The sequence below is a fragment of the Mycobacterium cajalii genome (assembly GCF_045809005.2).
Classification (GTDB): domain Bacteria; phylum Actinomycetota; class Actinomycetes; order Mycobacteriales; family Mycobacteriaceae; genus Mycobacterium.
In genome coordinates this window covers 2,663,730-2,677,840 of record NZ_CM141436.1, presented here as the reverse complement: position 1 = coordinate 2,677,840, position 14,111 = coordinate 2,663,730, and the positions used below count along the sequence as shown (strand labels likewise).

Sequence of the window (14,111 nt, the reverse complement as noted above, 5' to 3'; positions counted from 1 at the left end):
CCACAGAACTGCAACACGTTTCAGTTTCCTGCCGGCGCTGGGTACGCTGGCACGGTGTCAGAGGTCATCCGCCAAGAACCGGCGATCGATGGATGGTTCGCCACCGACAGCTCCGGCAACCCCTATCTGATCGGCAGCAAGTGCCCCCAGTGCGGCACCTACGTCTTCCCGCCTGCCCCATCGGAGGGCCGGAGCAACAACTGCCCCAACCCGGCGTGTGCCGGCGACGCGCTGGAGTCGGTCGCGCTGTCGCGGCGCGGCACGCTGTGGAGCTACACCGAGAACCGCTACGCCCCGCCGCCTCCCTACCCCGCCCCGGACCCCTTCGAGCCGTTCGCCATCGCCGCGGTGCAGCTGGCCGACGAGGGGCTGATCGTGCTGGGCAAGGTGGTCGAGGGCACGCTGGCGGCCGACCTGAAGGTCGGCATGGAGATGGAGCTGACGACGATGCCGCTGTTCACCGACGACGACGGCGTCGAGCGCGTCGTCCACGCATGGAAGGTCGCGCCCCGATGAGCGTTCCGGAACCCGTCTACATCCTCGGCGCCGGAATGCACCCGTGGGGCAAGTGGGGCCGCGACTTCACCGAATACGGGGTGGTCGCCGCCCGGGCCGCGCTCGGCGAAGCGGGGCTGGACTGGCGCCAGATCCAACTGGTGGCCGGCGCGGACACCATCCGCAACGGCTACCCGGGGTTCGTCGCCGGGTCGACGTTCGCGCAGAAACTCGGCTGGAACGGCGTCCCGGTCAGCTCGAGCTACGCCGCGTGCGCCAGCGGCTCGCAAGCCCTGCAGAGCGCCCGCGCCCACATCCTGGCCGGTTTCTGCGACGTCGCACTGGTGATCGGTGCCGACACCACCCCCAAGGGCGCGTTCGCCCCGGTCGGCGGGGAACGCAAAAACGACCCCGACTGGCAGCGCTTCCACCTGATCGGGGCGAGCAACCCGGTGTATTTCGCGCTGCTGGCGCGGCGGCGCATGGACCTCTACGGCGCCACCCTCGAGGACTTCGCCCAGGTGAAGGTCAAGAACTCCCGGCACGGCCTGCAGAATCCCAACGCCCGGTACCGCAAAGAGGTGTCGGTCGAGGACGTGCTGGCCAGCGCGGTGGTCTCCGATCCGCTGCGGCTGCTGGACATCTGCGCGACCTCCGACGGCGCGGCGGCCCTGGTGGTGGCCGGCGCCGAGTTCGCCCGCAAGCACCTCGGCTCGCTCGACGGCGTACCGTCGGTGCGGGCGGTCAGCACCGTGACCCCGCGCTACCCGCAGCACCTACCCGAATTACCGGACATCGCAACGGATTCCACCGCCGTGGTGCCCGCGCCGGAGCGGGTGTTCAAGGACCAGATCCTCGATGCGGCCTACGCCGAGGCGGGCATCGGGCCCGAGGACGTGAGCCTGGCCGAGGTCTATGACCTGTCCACCGCGCTGGAGCTGGACTGGTACGAGCACTTGGGGTTGTGCCCCAAAGGTGAGGCCGAGGCCCTGCTGCGCAGCGGGGCGACCACCGTCGGCGGCCGGATCCCGGTCAACCCCTCCGGCGGCCTGGCCTGCTTCGGCGAGGCGATCCCAGCCCAGGCGATCGCGCAGGTCTGCGAGCTGACCTGGCAGCTGCGGGGTCAGGCGACCGGCCGGCAGGTGGAGAACGCCACGGTCGGCATCACGGCGAACCAGGGCCTGTTCGGGCACGGCTCCTCGGTGATCGTGGCCCGCTAGGGCTCCGCCGCGGCGCGAGCGTGCGCAGATGTATGCGCCGCACGGCGTGTCGCCGTGCAGACACGCACGCTCGCCGGGCTATTCGTCCTCGGTGTCGAGGGTTTCCAGTACCACTTCTGCCACCCGCTTCATGGTGGTCCGACGGTCCATGGCGGCACGCTGGATCCACTTGAACGCCTCGGGCTCGGTCATGCCCTGTTTGGTCTGCAGCAGGCCCTTGGCGCGCTCCACGAGCTTGCGGGTCTCCAGCCGGTCGGACAAGGACGCCACTTCGGCTTCCAGCGCGCTGATCTCGCCGAACCGGCTGACGGCCAACTCGATGGCCGGAACCAGGTCGCTGGCGGTGAACGGCTTCACCAGATAGGCCATGGCCCCGGCGTCGCGGGCCCGTTCGACGAGGTCACGCTGGCTGAACGCGGTCAACACCACGATGGGAGCGATGCGCTTGCTGGCGATCTCCGACGCCGCGTCGATGCCGTCGCGACGCGGCATCTTCACATCCATGATGACCAGGTCGGGTTTGCACCGCTGGGCCAGCTCGACGGCCTCCTGGCCGTCGCCTGCCTCGCCGACGATCTCGTAACCCTCCTCCCGGAGCATCTCGGCCAGGTCCAGCCGGATGAGCGCCTCGTCTTCCGCGATCAGCACTCGGCGCGGCACAGCGGCGTCGTGGTCGGTCGTGCGGCCTGTCATGACCAATATTGTGTCGTGGCCGGCTGTGATCACCGACGTCGGGGGCGTCGAGAACCCGTGACTACACCGATCACCTAAGGTGAGAGGCTCCTTTAAGGTAGAAGGCTGATCTTGGCCGACGACACGCCCTCGTATCCCAACTGGCAGAGGAAACGGACTCAAAACCCGTCCAGTGTGGGTTCGAATCCCACCGAGGGCACCACTTAAGCAGGCAAAACAGGCGCGGACCTCCGATTCAATACCGCAGTAGTACCGCAGTTCACTATAGAGAGACGCCGAGCGCGGCCCTTGCAGCCTTGTCGAGCGCCTTGGCCACGTTGGTCAGATCGTCGGAGAACAGATGTCCGTAGAGGTCAAGCGTCATGGAGGCCGTTTGATGGCCCAGAAGCTTCTGTACCGCAAGAACGTTGGCGCCGGCTGCAATGGCAAGCGAGGCGCAGGTGTGACGCAATTCATGCGGGACTAGCCCCGGCATGCCCATGTCCTTCGCGGCCGGGTCGAACCTGCGTCGGTACTCGGCGTTGGTCAGGTACCCGCCGCGGGGGCTGGGGAACAACAGGCGGTCGGGATTCTCATCATTCTCATAATTCGCCAGCCGCTCCCAAAGGATCTCGGGCACTGGTACCCAGCGGGTGCGGTGCGTCTTGGTGGTGTCCTCGACGTAGCCCTTACCGGTGACCTTGGTGACGGAGGCCCTGACCGTGAGTTCCCGGTCCCCCACGTCGCGTGCCCGCAACGCGGTAGCTTCTCCAAACCGGAGACCGCAATAGCCCATGACGAGCGTCAGGGTTTCTACGCAACCGCAGTGGCGAGCCAGTTCCCACAGTTGGGCGTGCGTGAGGTATCTGCGCTCTGCCGATGCCTTACGGGGCAGCTCGATGCTTGTCGCGACGTTCTTCGACAGCCGATCGGTGCGGATCGCGTACTTGAGAACTGCCGACATGCACTGGTGCGCCTGAATGACCCTTGACGCGGACAGTCCCTTTCCTTCGGTGCGAACGGACCCGCTGGCCGACAGACCGCTGACCCAGCGTTGTACATCGGCGTGCGTGATGTCCTTCAGCTTCGTGTCGCGCCACCGGGGCAGGATCAGATGGTCGAGCAGCGACTCGTAGCCGGCGACGGTCTTCGGTTTGCGCGCCCCCTTCCCCTCTAGCCACTCCTTGGCGACGGTACCGAAAGTGACCGCAGAGCTTCGCGGGCTAACGTAATCGCCCTTCACGACATCGGCAGTCACCTTGTCGAGGTGGGCTTGGGCGGGTTCCTTGAGCCGGAACACTTTTGTGTGTTCCTCCCCGGTTTCGTCGACCCAGCGAACGCGCCAGCGGGCTACCTTGCCGTAGACGGCCGAACGCTCTTTACGCATCGTGCCGTCTGGTCCCTTGACTTGCTTGTGCCAGCGGTCGTCTATTCCTGCGCGGGGATTTCGGGTGACCACGTACCGCAGCATACCGCAGTAAATCCGTTCGTCGGCTTTGTGCCCTGCGATTCGCGAAATGCCGGAACGAATGCTCACAGCGGCGAGCCGTGGGCGTGGGTGCGCGAACAACAAGGCGCCCGCCGAGATCGTCAGGGACTTGCGCAACTACGCCAGCTACAACGTCCTGACCTGCGAACACCCACAGATTTGCGCTGATGGGGTGTCCGGCCCCACCTGCACAGAATGCGCCCCCGACGCTGTTTTTGAAGCTGTTGCGACGGGGCCATGACGGATGCCGGTGATTGACTCGGACATGCAACGACAGGACTTTGAAACTGAAGGGACGAGATGGCCGAGCGTGTGAAAATCGAAGGGGCAGCAGAGATTACGGGAGTTCCAGTGGGGACGCTCCGCTTCTGGCGTGCCACGGACCAGGGTCCGCGGTCCTACGTCATCGGCCGGCGACTCTGGTACGACGTGGCCGATCTTGAGGCGTGGATCGCCGAACAGAAGGCGCAGACCTTGCGCGGCGGCTTGGCGACGGCACAAGGGGGGCTTGTTACGTCACGCGTTACGTAACGGCGTGACCCTAGGAAAGGCGAGGCAAGGCGAGGCGAGGCCAGCTAGGCACAGGCTAGGAATTAGGAACTAGGCCAGTTAGGCGAGAAAGGCCAGTTAGTAAAGGCCCGGCTTAGGCCACAGGTCTTAGGAGAAGGACAGGAATAGGCGAGGCGCGGCAAGTCCAGGTAAAGGCCACGCCAGTCTTTCAGGAAAAGGATTTAAGGCACGTTTAGCGAGTGCCAGGAAAAGGAACTGAGAATGACACTTAAGACTAAAGGCGAATCGTTGGATACTCGCCTGCGTCACAAGCTGCTGTTAGACGCGAAGTTGCAACGCAAGCTGACGGCTGAGGAGTTTCGGGCGTTTATCAATCTCAACGTGTGGGTGGTGTCGCTGATCTCGGATGGGGTCTTCGACCCGACCGACGCTGAGATGGTCGCCAATCTGGACTCCGGGCACATCGCCCGCTTTTTAGCGATGGGACTGGTCGAGTGTGATGATGCGGGCCTTTATCGCGTGAATGCCGATTACTGGGCGTGGCAGTCGACCCGTGCGCAGCTCGAAGAACAGGAACGCGTCCGCGAGGCCAACCGCGCCCGTCAGGAGGCATGGCGCGCGAACCAGAAGCGCGAAGCCTAGTGGACTTCGACTGGGGAGAGGAGTGGCGCGTCATCCCCGAATTCAGCGCCTACGTTATGAGTGTCCGGCTGGAAGTATGGAGCTTGCCGCGTGAGGTTGCGTGTAAGGGTGGTCGCACTCGACAGCACGCGGGCAAGCGGATCAAGTGCGACGACGGCCGGGTTTGGTTGTGCAAGAACGGACAATCGCGGCGGTTTCACGTGCGGGACCTTTTTCCGCAGGTGTTTCCCGAGCTGGTCGACCAGGAGCGACGGGCCGCACGCCAGCGCCCCCAGGTCACATGCCGCAAGGGTCATCCCCTCATGGAGTTTGACCACGAAGTCCTCAAGACGTGGATGACGCCCAAGCCCCGTATCGTCCATTGGGGGACGGGTAACCGGATCTGCCTCCGATGTGGCGATGCTCCGAGAAGCTATCCCACCGATAATTGTTACTCCCTGCATTTCGGCGTCGCCGGAATACGTGATCACACCGGGGCGCCTGCCGAACCGAAATTGGTGGGCCGCCGGCCTGGTGATGACCGTGACCAGTTGGCGGAATTGGATTGGGCAGACCGTGGCTTCATGATTCTAAAATCGCCGCTGTAAATGCGCAGGTAGATTACTTCTCCGATCATCACCAATAGGTGAGAGGAACTTTTATGACTAACATTGAAGCGGCCAGCTATGCCGTGCTGGTCGACCATACGGCGCCCCGAGAAAATCCTGGGCCTGAAAGTAAATCCGCGGTTCGGCGAGAGCTTCGTCGTCCCCATGACGGCGCGCACCGCCGTAGAGATCGGCACCCTATTGCTGGAAAAGGCGCAATGACGGAAACCCTGGTCATCTCCGACCGCTTTCGCTCGCCCATTTCGGTCCGTAGACGAACTGACGCGGAGGGCGGCATTGTGATTCGCAACCACCGTCACGCGATGCTGCTGAGCCGGTCCGAGCTGGATCGGTTGATTCAGTTCGTTCACGGGCCTCTGCAGCGCTACACAAAAGCCAATGGAGACTTAGGTGAGTGAACTGTCGATGCTGCTCTTCGCGGCCATGGAAGGCGCCGAGGACGTGGACCGTAATCGCCTCCTATTGGCCGCGAGCGCGTTTTTGGACGCCACCACCCCGCTGGCCGCGTCCGAAGGGGCCGAGTTGGCGCGCACGATGGCGTTCCGGGCGATGGACTGGGCCGTGTTCGACACCGCCGAGACCTACCACGCCTTGTTCCGCGCCATGAGCCGCTTCGCTCATACTTGCTTGCCGTGTCTGCTAGCTGTCCCGTAGCCGGCGGAATTCCGCCGGAACCACCCTGGCTGGCCGACCTTCCGCGGCTACGGCCGGACGGCAGGCGCACCCCGTCACAGTTGAAACTTCCCGTCCCAGCGGTGTGCCACCCCGGTGGAACGTCATTTGACGTGACTCGCGCCGTGGCCCTTGGTCTTAGGAGACGGTGCGGGCACTGTGGTTATGCCGTGTCTGGTGCGCGGTATGTAGTAGAACATTGCTCAGACGACTATGAGCCTTGCCTTTCCTATCCAGGTGGCGTGCTCGTGGATAGTCAGCCGCCATTGCACTTGTCCTGCGCCCTGTACGGGAGCTTGGTGTGTCCGTTCCTACAGCGGCCCACCTCACGGGCACTGCGCGACGGTACGCACCGGGGGGGCGCAGCGGTGGCTGGATTCTCGCGGTACGGCATCGCCTACCTCGATGAGCCTGTCGTGGGTGACTGGAACTGGGCTTTTGGCTACCTAGGCCAGACGAAGCGCATCGAATTTGTCGCCGCCAGGGAACTTCTTTCGGCATATCGCGATGCGCTGACCGCCGACGCGAAGACCGTGAAGGTCGCGAACAGGCTTTACTGGACCGATTCCGCGACCGACCGGCGACGGCTAGCCGAGCTAAAACAAATCGACGAAGCCCACCTTGAAGCGGGGCGCGCTGGTGCGCACCTGCAGGTCGGCGGCTACACGTATCGCTTGGCGCTGCTGTGAGCGGCTTCCCAGAGCCCCCCTGGCTGGCTTCACTTCCGCGTCTACGCCCGGTATCGGACTTCGGCACCCCCCGCACGCCAGCGCAACTAAAGGTTCACAACCCAGCGGTGAGCGACCACGCCCACAGTGTGTTTGACGACGCTCGCGCACTAGCCCTGGCAACGAGGGGGCACTGCGCCAGTTGCGGTTGCGCCATTTCTGGACCGCGGTACGTAGTGCTCCACTGCTCGGAGGATTACGAGGGGAGCTATTCCTACCCCGGCGGCGTCTTCGTGTCGTCACTCGGGCCGGCGCACCTCTCGTGCATCATCTACACCGCCGCCGTGGCGTGTCCGTTCCTACAGCGTCCGACCTCGCGAACGCGCGATGGTGCCCACCGGGGCGCCGCAGCGATAGCCGGATTCTCTCGCCACGGCGTCGCCTACCTCGATGAGCCCGTGTTCAGCGGCAAGAAATGGGCCTTCGGCTACCTCGGTAAGACGAAGACGTGGGACTTCGTCGCGGCGAAGGAACTCGCGTCGGCATATCGCGATGCGCTGACCGCCGACGCCAAGGCCATCAATGTGGCGAATCGCCTCTATTGGACGGACTCGCCGACCGACCGGCGACGGCTAGCCGAGCTTAACCAAATCGACTTGGCACAGATCGAAGCGGGGCGCGCTGGTGCGTACACAAAAGTCGGGAGCTATGAGTACCGCTTGGCGTTGCTGTAGTCCATGCGCGTGGGCACATGGAGTCCTCGTAATGGGCGTGGCAGTCGAGAGCGGTTGTGCGTCAAGGCATTCCGACCGTGGGGGGTGCTAGGAAATCCCTAGGAATGGTCACCCCCCGCGACCCTTCGGGCTGAACGGGTCAAATTCCACATATTGCGGCACAACGGATTTCGTGAAAACCACATAACCGCTGGTCAAACGCTGTTTTTGCGTAAATCAAAACCCTTCCCACGCAAGGGAATTCCCTACGCGAAAAGCATTCCCGCTCAGGGGATTTCCCACGCAAGGGCAACTCCACTGGACGCGAACAACCCGCTCCCGCTTGGGATTTCATCCACACGCGGGAAGTGGTGACACGTAAGGGTTTTCGGGATGTGTTGTGGTGCAGCATGTTTGGCCTTGGTGCGGGATGTGTTGTGGTGCAAGGGATTGCAGAAACCGTCTGGTGTGCAACGTGTTTTGGCGATGGAACCGCCGGGTCCGGCTGTCCAGAATCGGACGCCTTGGAGATGAACCGCGTGTGTACCCCCCCCAACTGATCCATCTGGATCACCCGCCAGGGTTCTGATCAACCTCGTATTTTCCGAAAGGTCGGGCCCTGAGTAGATCAAACCCATCGTACGGGTGGGCCCGCTGCCGTCCAATGAAGGATACCGAATGCCGAAGTACACCCCGACGCACTGCCCTAAATGCGGAAACGCCTTGGCCCGAGGGGGACCTGGCCGGCCGACACGGTGGTGTAGTGAAGGTTGCAAGCGCAGCGGTGAGGATGAGATGTCACGTCTGTCCTCCTTGCTGCGAACATTCGCCCTCGGGCGGGCAACCGATTTTATCAATGGCTGGCCGACCGAACGGCGTGACGCCGCCATCGCTGAGATGCAGGCCAGATACGATCACCTGGCCGGCGTACCGGGGTAGGGCAAAGTCCCTTACCCCCAACTGGGCCGATTCCCGGCCCCACCGAAAACGGGCGCCGTCGATGGGCCGCCTGTCAACCTCCGATAGCCCGCCCCATTTGGGGCCGCCTGTCGAAGCGACAGCCCGCCAATGACGCGTCTATGAGTGCTTTGGCACGACCACCCCCACACTTTGCCGCTCGCGTTAGGTGACCCGCAATTAAAAGTGTGGCGCTTGGTAAGTCGTAGGCAATGACTAACCAAAAATGAAAGTAACAAATATGAACATCACCCAACTCGAAGCCAAAGGCATCGAATTGGAGAAGCGTTTGGTGAATTTCGAGACGGATGTCGAGAATAACCCCCGTCTCACGGAACACCAAAAACAGCAAACTTTTGAGGCCCTGACGGCGGAATTTAAAGCCCTGAAGGCCGAAAAGCGGAAACACGAAATCGGAGAGGCGTTTATCACACGCATGGGCACTAATCCCACCGGCGTCGGATCGGCGCCTGACACAAACGGCCGCAAGGCCCTAAGCAATATCCGCCCCAATGGGCAGACGATTACGACGACCGGCGCGGATCTTCAGCCGCTGTCATTCGATGGCCACGCCATCGAGGCGCTTCGCAAAGGCTTCGAGGCGAAAAGCCCAACAGCCACGTTGATTACCAAAGATTTCAACACCGTTGAAACCGGGTATTCGACCACCACGTCCAGTCTACTGCCGGCGGAATTAAATCCTTCAGTGGTTGCGAGAGTGCATGAGGACCGGGTATATGACCATCTGCCTTGCGTGACCGCAACGTCGCTGAATTACGAATTCATCTGCGATGAAACGACCTCTAATGGGATTACCGGGCCGACCGCCGAAGGCGTTGCCGCCCCCGATGTGACGCTAACGTTTGGCGCCAAGATCGTCGAAATGGTGCCGCTCAAGGCGACGTTCGGGCTCAGTTACGAGTCGCTGCAGGACTGGCCCACCCTTTTGGGATACGTACAGGCCGAAATTTCTCGCCAAATTACCGACCTAGAGAACTCACAGGTCCTGACAGCTACGGGCACTACCGGGAATATGAACGGCCTAATCAACCAGGCCGCCAACACAATTGCAGTTCCTGCCACGTTGCCCACCGGCGCGACGGCACTGGATTACGTCCTTCAGGGAATCAACACCCTGCGGACTGTCCCGAACGTCCTGGGTGTCGCCGATCAGATTTGGCTTCACCCCAACGATTGGTTTTCACTAGTCGGCATTAAGGACGCTTACGGGCGTTACATGATTACCCCCGACCCGACCGAGGACGCGCCTAAGAAGCTGTGGAATATCCCGGTCTACACCACCACCGCGATGACCGCGGGAACGGCTGTGATAATGGACTCCACCAAAATGGGGTTCGGTATCATCCGTCAGGGTATTCAGTTGCACCAGGGGTACAACGCGGCAGACTTCAGCGAATTCATTCAGCGTTACGCGTTGATTTGGCGCGGTCAGCTGGCGGTTGTGCGACCGGGCGCAATCCTGACGATCACCGGCTTGCCTGCGACCGCCTACACGCCGTGATAAGCGTAGCGGCGCCGCTCGGCGACGTGGTGACGGTTGGTCGCCCGTTGTTTGAGGAGCGTGTCGGCCCCACTAGGCGATTCGAGCCTATGGGTCGCGAGCTTCCCGATTCCGGCGAGATGATTCACGTCCAGGTGGACGATGAACGGGACGGCAGGCGCGGCCGTAGGCCCCAGCCTCCCAATTAATTTTCGACAATTGCGGCTACGCCTTTCTCTGTAAATTGTCGAGAATGGTCGTATTTGCGGGGATTTCTTTTAGTTATTCTCCTACTCCCGCATCTCACGGCCAAATGGGGCCGGGCGATTCCCCTGATCTCGGGAGTTCGCCCGGCCCCCCTCAAACTTCCGCCCAGCTGCGCCTGTCCCCCTGGCTGCGCGGGCGCGATGGGCGCGGCTTTCCCCTGAAAGGCCGGCGCCAGGCCGGGGCGTGACATGTGAGGTGCACGTCCCGGCTTTCAAACTTCCGCACCCCAAAAAGGTGTCGGAAACACCGGGTCAGTCGGTAGTTCTCCTGACCCCACGCCAGGGGGCCGGTCGACAAAAAATCAAATCGGAGTAAAGGTACTCGCTCGCCCGGCCCCTCTGTGCATTTCCCAGTCTTGAATGGCCCGTAGAGGCCTCAACGGCATGCGGGTAGATAGAACATACCCGAGACAACAAAAAGGCCCCCAGAATTGATCTGAGGGCCTTTTTTGTGCGGGGCTATTTCTTCTTCCTGGGCGCCTGGGCCAGGTCGCTTGCCGCCGCAGCCTTTTCAGCCTTCGTCGCTCTCGGGTCGTTTAGGACCCTGCCAGCGTCACTCGCAGCTTTCTTGCCTGTCGTCATTGTTTCACTCTTTCCGGAATGGTCCCGGCCTTCCCCGCCGGGGGTGTCCACGGTGGACGCCATCCCTTTATGTATCACCGACCACCGACAACATTGGAACGACACTCCGATAACCGTTGGTGAATGACAGGTATGAAGTCAGGCTGTACAGTTCTTGACCTCTCGGAGAACTAGCCCTGCACTCGTTCGTTCGCGTGCTCGATGGCTGCGTCGACGGTTTCAATCAACCGAGGCTCATCGTCTGGCCAGCACTCAATAGTGATCTTGTGGCCGTCGTGATACCCGGTGATCGCTTTCTGACCGGTGAACTGGGAGTTGAAGTACCCGAGCCAGTTCGTACCGTGGTGGCCAGCAGGAATCGGCGTTGTTCGGATCTCGTACTTGTTCGCCATTTGGAGAGAGCCGGACAGCGGCCCGCGCACCAATACGGGTTCTCCATCGCGTGAAACCATCGAGCGCTCCTTCTATTGGTCGTACTGCGGGCAGTAGGCCTGAATGGCCTGATGAACGACCAACGCCGCCTGCCAGGGTGCCAGTGATGGGGACTTCTTGAGCGTGCCGTCGATGTAGGGCTGAGCGCTGCCACCGTTCGCCAAGTCCTGACACATCTCTTGCGCCTCTGCGTTGATAACGTCCGTGGATTGGCTGGGATGTAGCCCGTTGCCGCCCACCGTCTGCGCTTTGTCGTCCTGTAGCGACTGGGTGAACTGCCGGTGTGCGTCCGGTGGCGGCGCTTGCGGGACCGCTGCTCGATGTTGAACCGGCGGTGCTGCTACCGGCTTCGGTGCTGGCACGGGAGGTGGTGGAGGTGGCTTCGGTGCGGGCAGTGCTGCTACCGGCGGCGGGATGGGACCGCTAATCGGCGCCTGCGCGATCCCGACCGGCGGTGTGGCTTGCTGCACTGGCGCCGGGGTTAGCACCAACAGCGCTGCGGCTAACGCGGTGAATGTGAGAACCGCGGCCAGCTTGCCGCGCCTGCGGGCAACGTAGTACTTCAACTCGGCGACGCGGCCCACCGGCAACAACAGCGGTTCGTCGGGTGCGTTCTGCCATGCCCGTATGGCATGGGTGGTGGTGTCTGGCCTGTTAGAGGCCAGCGTGTCGCTCATGATCCGATTGTGTCGTCGGGGTCCGACAGGGCATCGAGTTCGTCGCACAACGACAGTACGTGGGTCGCGATCCTTCGACCGGTCGCGGAATCAACCTCGGTGCCACAGCGGTCAGCTTCAATGAGGATTGTCCGCGTGAGCACCGTCCCGCTGATGTCCTGCAGCCCCCAGATGCCAAGGCGCACGCCCTTGGAGGGCTGAACTGCGGCATCGTGAATGTACGTGGTGCCCCAGAACTGACGGTGGGTATCGTCCTGCCAGGGTTCCGCGTCGAGTGCGCCGGCCGGGAGCGGGACATCGAACGAGCTATCGGCCATGGGTCTTGTCCTTTCGCTGGGCGTATGTCAAACAGGCTACGTCCGTCGAGGTGCCGTGCAGAAGGTGTACGGAGCGGTTTTGTACCGCAGTAGATACCGCAACAGATGCACAAACCTGACTATTTCGGTCTACACCCAGCAACGCAGACGGTCCAGCTATCGTGCCTATAACTGCACATAGGATGCGCTTTTTTGTCTTCTGGCAACACCTGCCGTCACTCCCCCACGTCGCTTGCGACGGACTCAAAACCCGTCCAGTGTGGGTTCGAATCCCACCGAGGGCACTCAGCCGTCGACGCGTTCGCGCTGGGCTTTTGCCCGGCACGACGGCTAGGCTTCGATCGTGGTGCCCAAGAAATGCGGCGCTCCACGCCCGTCGGACGGGACGTCGCGACGCCCGGACTGTGTGGCCGCAGTGCGGGCGCAGAACCACGACCGCAGCCGGCACTACGCCGACAGCGCGGCGCGCCGGGCGCGTGTGCTCAACATCACCGCCTGGCTGGCCGTCCTGGTCACCGCGAGCTTCGTGCTCGTGCAACTTCTCACGGGCGTATGGGCCTGGCAGTTCAGCGTGACCAACATCGCCGCCGCCACCGTCTTCGCGTTCGTGCCGTGGCTGCACCGCTTCGGCGAACTGGTTGCGCCGCTTACCTTTATCGGCGCAGCCTACGTGTCGATCTTCGCCAGCTGCTGGGACGTGGGCACCGGTTCGGGCTCTCAGTTCTTCTACCTCGTCGCGGCCTGCCTGGTGGTGCTGATGCTGGGCACCGAGCACATCGTGCTGGCCTCGAGCCTGGCCGCGGTCGCCGCCGGCCTGATCATCGCGCTGCAGTTCCTCGTCCCCGACTACACCGGGTTGCAGCCCGCCTGGGCGCAGTCGACCGGCTTCGTCATCACGACCGTCTCCGCCGTGGTGATGGTGGTCGTGACGATCTGGTTCGCCCTGCGCGACACCGCCCGCGCCGAGGCCGCCATGGAGGCCCAGTACCAACGCTCCGAGGCCCTGCTGGCCAACATGTTGCCGGCCAGCATCGCCGACCGGCTCAAAGAGCCCGGGCACGGCATCATCGCCGACAAGTACGAGGACGCGTCGGTCCTCTTCGCCGACATCGTCGGCTTCACCGAACGCGCCAGCAACACCGCGCCGGCCGACCTGGTGTGCTTCCTGGACCGGCTGTACAGCGCCTTCGACGCGCTGGTGGACAAGCACGGGCTGGAGAAGATCAAAGTCAGCGGCGACTCCTACATGGTGGTGAGCGGGGTCCCCAGGCCACGGCCCGATCACGTTCGGGCCCTGGCGGATTTCGCGCTCGACATGGTCGCCGTCGCCGCCGGGATGAAGGATCCGCACGGCATGTCCGTGCCGCTGCGGATAGGCCTGGCGCGCGGCCCCGTCGTCGCCGGCGTGGTGGGTTCGCGGCGGTTCTTCTACGACGTGTGGGGCGACGCGGTCAACGTCGCGTCCCGGATGGAGTCCACCGACTCCGTGGGACGAATTCAGGTGCCCCACTCGGTCTACGAACGCCTCAAGGACGAATTCGTGTTCCAGGAGCGCGGGCGCGTCGACGTCAAGGGCAAGGGCGTCATGCGCACCTGGTATCTTGTCGGGCGCAGGGCGGTGGCCGACGCGTCCGGCAATCTTCTTGCGGAGGAATCACACTCGGCGCGCGTGTAACCCGAAATGCCCTAT

14 protein-coding genes and 1 tRNA gene are annotated in these 14,111 nt (G+C 63.0%); 10 read left to right on the top strand and 5 right to left on the bottom strand.

Going from position 1 to position 14,111, the window contains the following annotated elements:
- Positions 1 to 54 precede the first annotated feature (54 nt).
- Together ACJ512_RS12840 and ACJ512_RS12835 are read left to right on the top strand one after the other, a co-directional pair.
- Positions 55 to 516, top strand: coding sequence for a Zn-ribbon domain-containing OB-fold protein (locus tag ACJ512_RS12840; RefSeq protein WP_407688602.1), 462 nt, complete (start codon positions 55 to 57; stop codon positions 514 to 516).
- Positions 513 to 1,715, top strand: coding sequence for a lipid-transfer protein (locus tag ACJ512_RS12835; protein WP_407688603.1), 1,203 nt, complete (start codon positions 513 to 515; stop codon positions 1,713 to 1,715). The genes ACJ512_RS12840 and ACJ512_RS12835 overlap by 4 nt, the downstream gene beginning before the upstream one ends.
- Before the next feature lie 78 nt (positions 1,716 to 1,793).
- Here the strand turns inward: ACJ512_RS12835 and ACJ512_RS12830 are convergent, their stop codons facing one another.
- Positions 1,794 to 2,408, bottom strand: coding sequence for an ANTAR domain-containing response regulator (locus tag ACJ512_RS12830; protein WP_407688604.1), 615 nt, complete (start codon positions 2,406 to 2,408; stop codon positions 1,794 to 1,796).
- Between the two features lie 125 nt (positions 2,409 to 2,533).
- Between ACJ512_RS12830 and ACJ512_RS12825 the strand changes: the two genes are divergently transcribed.
- A tRNA-Leu gene (locus tag ACJ512_RS12825) sits at positions 2,534 to 2,610 on the top strand.
- A 60-nt stretch (positions 2,611 to 2,670) separates the two neighbouring features.
- On the opposite strand, the gene ACJ512_RS12820 is transcribed toward ACJ512_RS12825, so the two are convergent.
- Positions 2,671 to 3,993 carry a tyrosine-type recombinase/integrase gene (locus ACJ512_RS12820; RefSeq protein WP_407688605.1) on the bottom strand — a complete coding sequence of 441 codons (1,323 nt, stop codon included), beginning with the start codon at positions 3,991 to 3,993 and terminating at the stop codon, positions 2,671 to 2,673.
- A gap of 654 nt (positions 3,994 to 4,647) precedes the next feature.
- Here ACJ512_RS12820 and ACJ512_RS12815 point away from each other — a divergent pair.
- The 6 genes from ACJ512_RS12815 to ACJ512_RS12790 all read left to right on the top strand — a co-directional run bounded on the left by ACJ512_RS12815 (position 4,648) and on the right by ACJ512_RS12790 (position 10,168).
- On the top strand, positions 4,648 to 5,028 hold the full coding sequence (locus tag ACJ512_RS12815) for a hypothetical protein (protein WP_461479857.1): 381 nt from the start codon (positions 4,648 to 4,650) through the stop codon (positions 5,026 to 5,028).
- A gap of 640 nt (positions 5,029 to 5,668) precedes the next feature.
- The gene (locus tag ACJ512_RS12810) at positions 5,669 to 6,034 is read left to right on the top strand and encodes a hypothetical protein (RefSeq protein ID WP_461480073.1); all 366 of its coding nucleotides are present in this window, start codon (positions 5,669 to 5,671) and stop codon (positions 6,032 to 6,034) included.
- Positions 6,027 to 6,290, top strand: coding sequence for a hypothetical protein (locus ACJ512_RS12805; RefSeq protein WP_461480072.1), 264 nt, complete (start codon positions 6,027 to 6,029; stop codon positions 6,288 to 6,290). Before ACJ512_RS12810 ends, ACJ512_RS12805 begins: the two co-directional genes overlap by 8 nt.
- A 434-nt stretch (positions 6,291 to 6,724) precedes the next feature.
- Positions 6,725 to 6,997 (top strand): hypothetical protein, encoded by a 273-nt coding sequence (locus ACJ512_RS12800; RefSeq protein WP_369737464.1) that lies wholly within the window; start codon positions 6,725 to 6,727, stop codon positions 6,995 to 6,997.
- A 437-nt stretch (positions 6,998 to 7,434) separates the two neighbouring features.
- On the top strand, positions 7,435 to 7,710 hold the full coding sequence (locus ACJ512_RS12795) for a hypothetical protein (RefSeq protein WP_407689812.1): 276 nt from the start codon (positions 7,435 to 7,437) through the stop codon (positions 7,708 to 7,710).
- A 1,177-nt stretch (positions 7,711 to 8,887) separates the two neighbouring features.
- Positions 8,888 to 10,168, top strand: a complete 1,281-nt coding sequence (locus tag ACJ512_RS12790; RefSeq protein ID WP_461480071.1) for a phage major capsid protein — start codon at positions 8,888 to 8,890, stop codon at positions 10,166 to 10,168.
- 997 nt (positions 10,169 to 11,165) lie between these two features.
- Here ACJ512_RS12790 and ACJ512_RS12785 read toward each other — a convergent pair.
- Genes ACJ512_RS12785 through ACJ512_RS12775 form a run of 3 tightly spaced genes read right to left on the bottom strand, consistent with a single transcriptional unit; the run spans position 11,166 to position 12,421 of the window.
- Positions 11,166 to 11,447, bottom strand: coding sequence for a hypothetical protein (locus ACJ512_RS12785; RefSeq protein WP_407688039.1), 282 nt, complete (start codon positions 11,445 to 11,447; stop codon positions 11,166 to 11,168).
- Positions 11,448 to 11,459: 12 nt separating this feature from the next.
- Positions 11,460 to 12,104 carry a DUF732 domain-containing protein gene (locus tag ACJ512_RS12780; RefSeq protein ID WP_407688040.1) on the bottom strand — a complete coding sequence of 215 codons (645 nt, stop codon included), beginning with the start codon at positions 12,102 to 12,104 and terminating at the stop codon, positions 11,460 to 11,462.
- A complete protein-coding gene (locus ACJ512_RS12775) occupies positions 12,101 to 12,421 on the bottom strand; it encodes a hypothetical protein (RefSeq protein ID WP_407688041.1) in 321 nt (106 codons plus the stop codon). Before ACJ512_RS12775 ends, ACJ512_RS12780 begins: the two co-directional genes overlap by 4 nt.
- 343 nt (positions 12,422 to 12,764) lie before the next feature.
- On the opposite strand from ACJ512_RS12775, the gene ACJ512_RS12770 reads away from it, so the two are divergent.
- Positions 12,765 to 14,096 carry an adenylate/guanylate cyclase domain-containing protein gene (locus tag ACJ512_RS12770; protein ID WP_407688042.1) on the top strand — a complete coding sequence of 444 codons (1,332 nt, stop codon included), beginning with the start codon at positions 12,765 to 12,767 and terminating at the stop codon, positions 14,094 to 14,096.
- The last annotated feature ends 15 nt before the right edge of the window (positions 14,097 to 14,111 follow it).

Excerpts from the sequence above, each read along its gene's own strand:
- ACJ512_RS12835 (WP_407688603.1), top strand. The coding sequence starts at position 513 with ATGAGCGTTCCGGAACCCGTCTACATCCTCGGCGCCGGAATGCACCCG.
- ACJ512_RS12830 (WP_407688604.1), bottom strand. The coding sequence starts at position 2,408 with ATGACAGGCCGCACGACCGACCACGACGCCGCTGTGCCGCGCCGAGTG.
- ACJ512_RS12815 (WP_461479857.1), top strand. The coding sequence starts at position 4,648 with ATGACACTTAAGACTAAAGGCGAATCGTTGGATACTCGCCTGCGTCAC.
- ACJ512_RS12810 (WP_461480073.1), top strand. The coding sequence starts at position 5,669 with ATGACTAACATTGAAGCGGCCAGCTATGCCGTGCTGGTCGACCATACG.
- ACJ512_RS12790 (WP_461480071.1), top strand. The coding sequence starts at position 8,888 with ATGAACATCACCCAACTCGAAGCCAAAGGCATCGAATTGGAGAAGCGT.
- ACJ512_RS12785 (WP_407688039.1), bottom strand. The coding sequence starts at position 11,447 with ATGGTTTCACGCGATGGAGAACCCGTATTGGTGCGCGGGCCGCTGTCC.
- ACJ512_RS12780 (WP_407688040.1), bottom strand. The coding sequence starts at position 12,104 with ATGAGCGACACGCTGGCCTCTAACAGGCCAGACACCACCACCCATGCC.
- ACJ512_RS12775 (WP_407688041.1), bottom strand. The coding sequence starts at position 12,421 with ATGGCCGATAGCTCGTTCGATGTCCCGCTCCCGGCCGGCGCACTCGAC.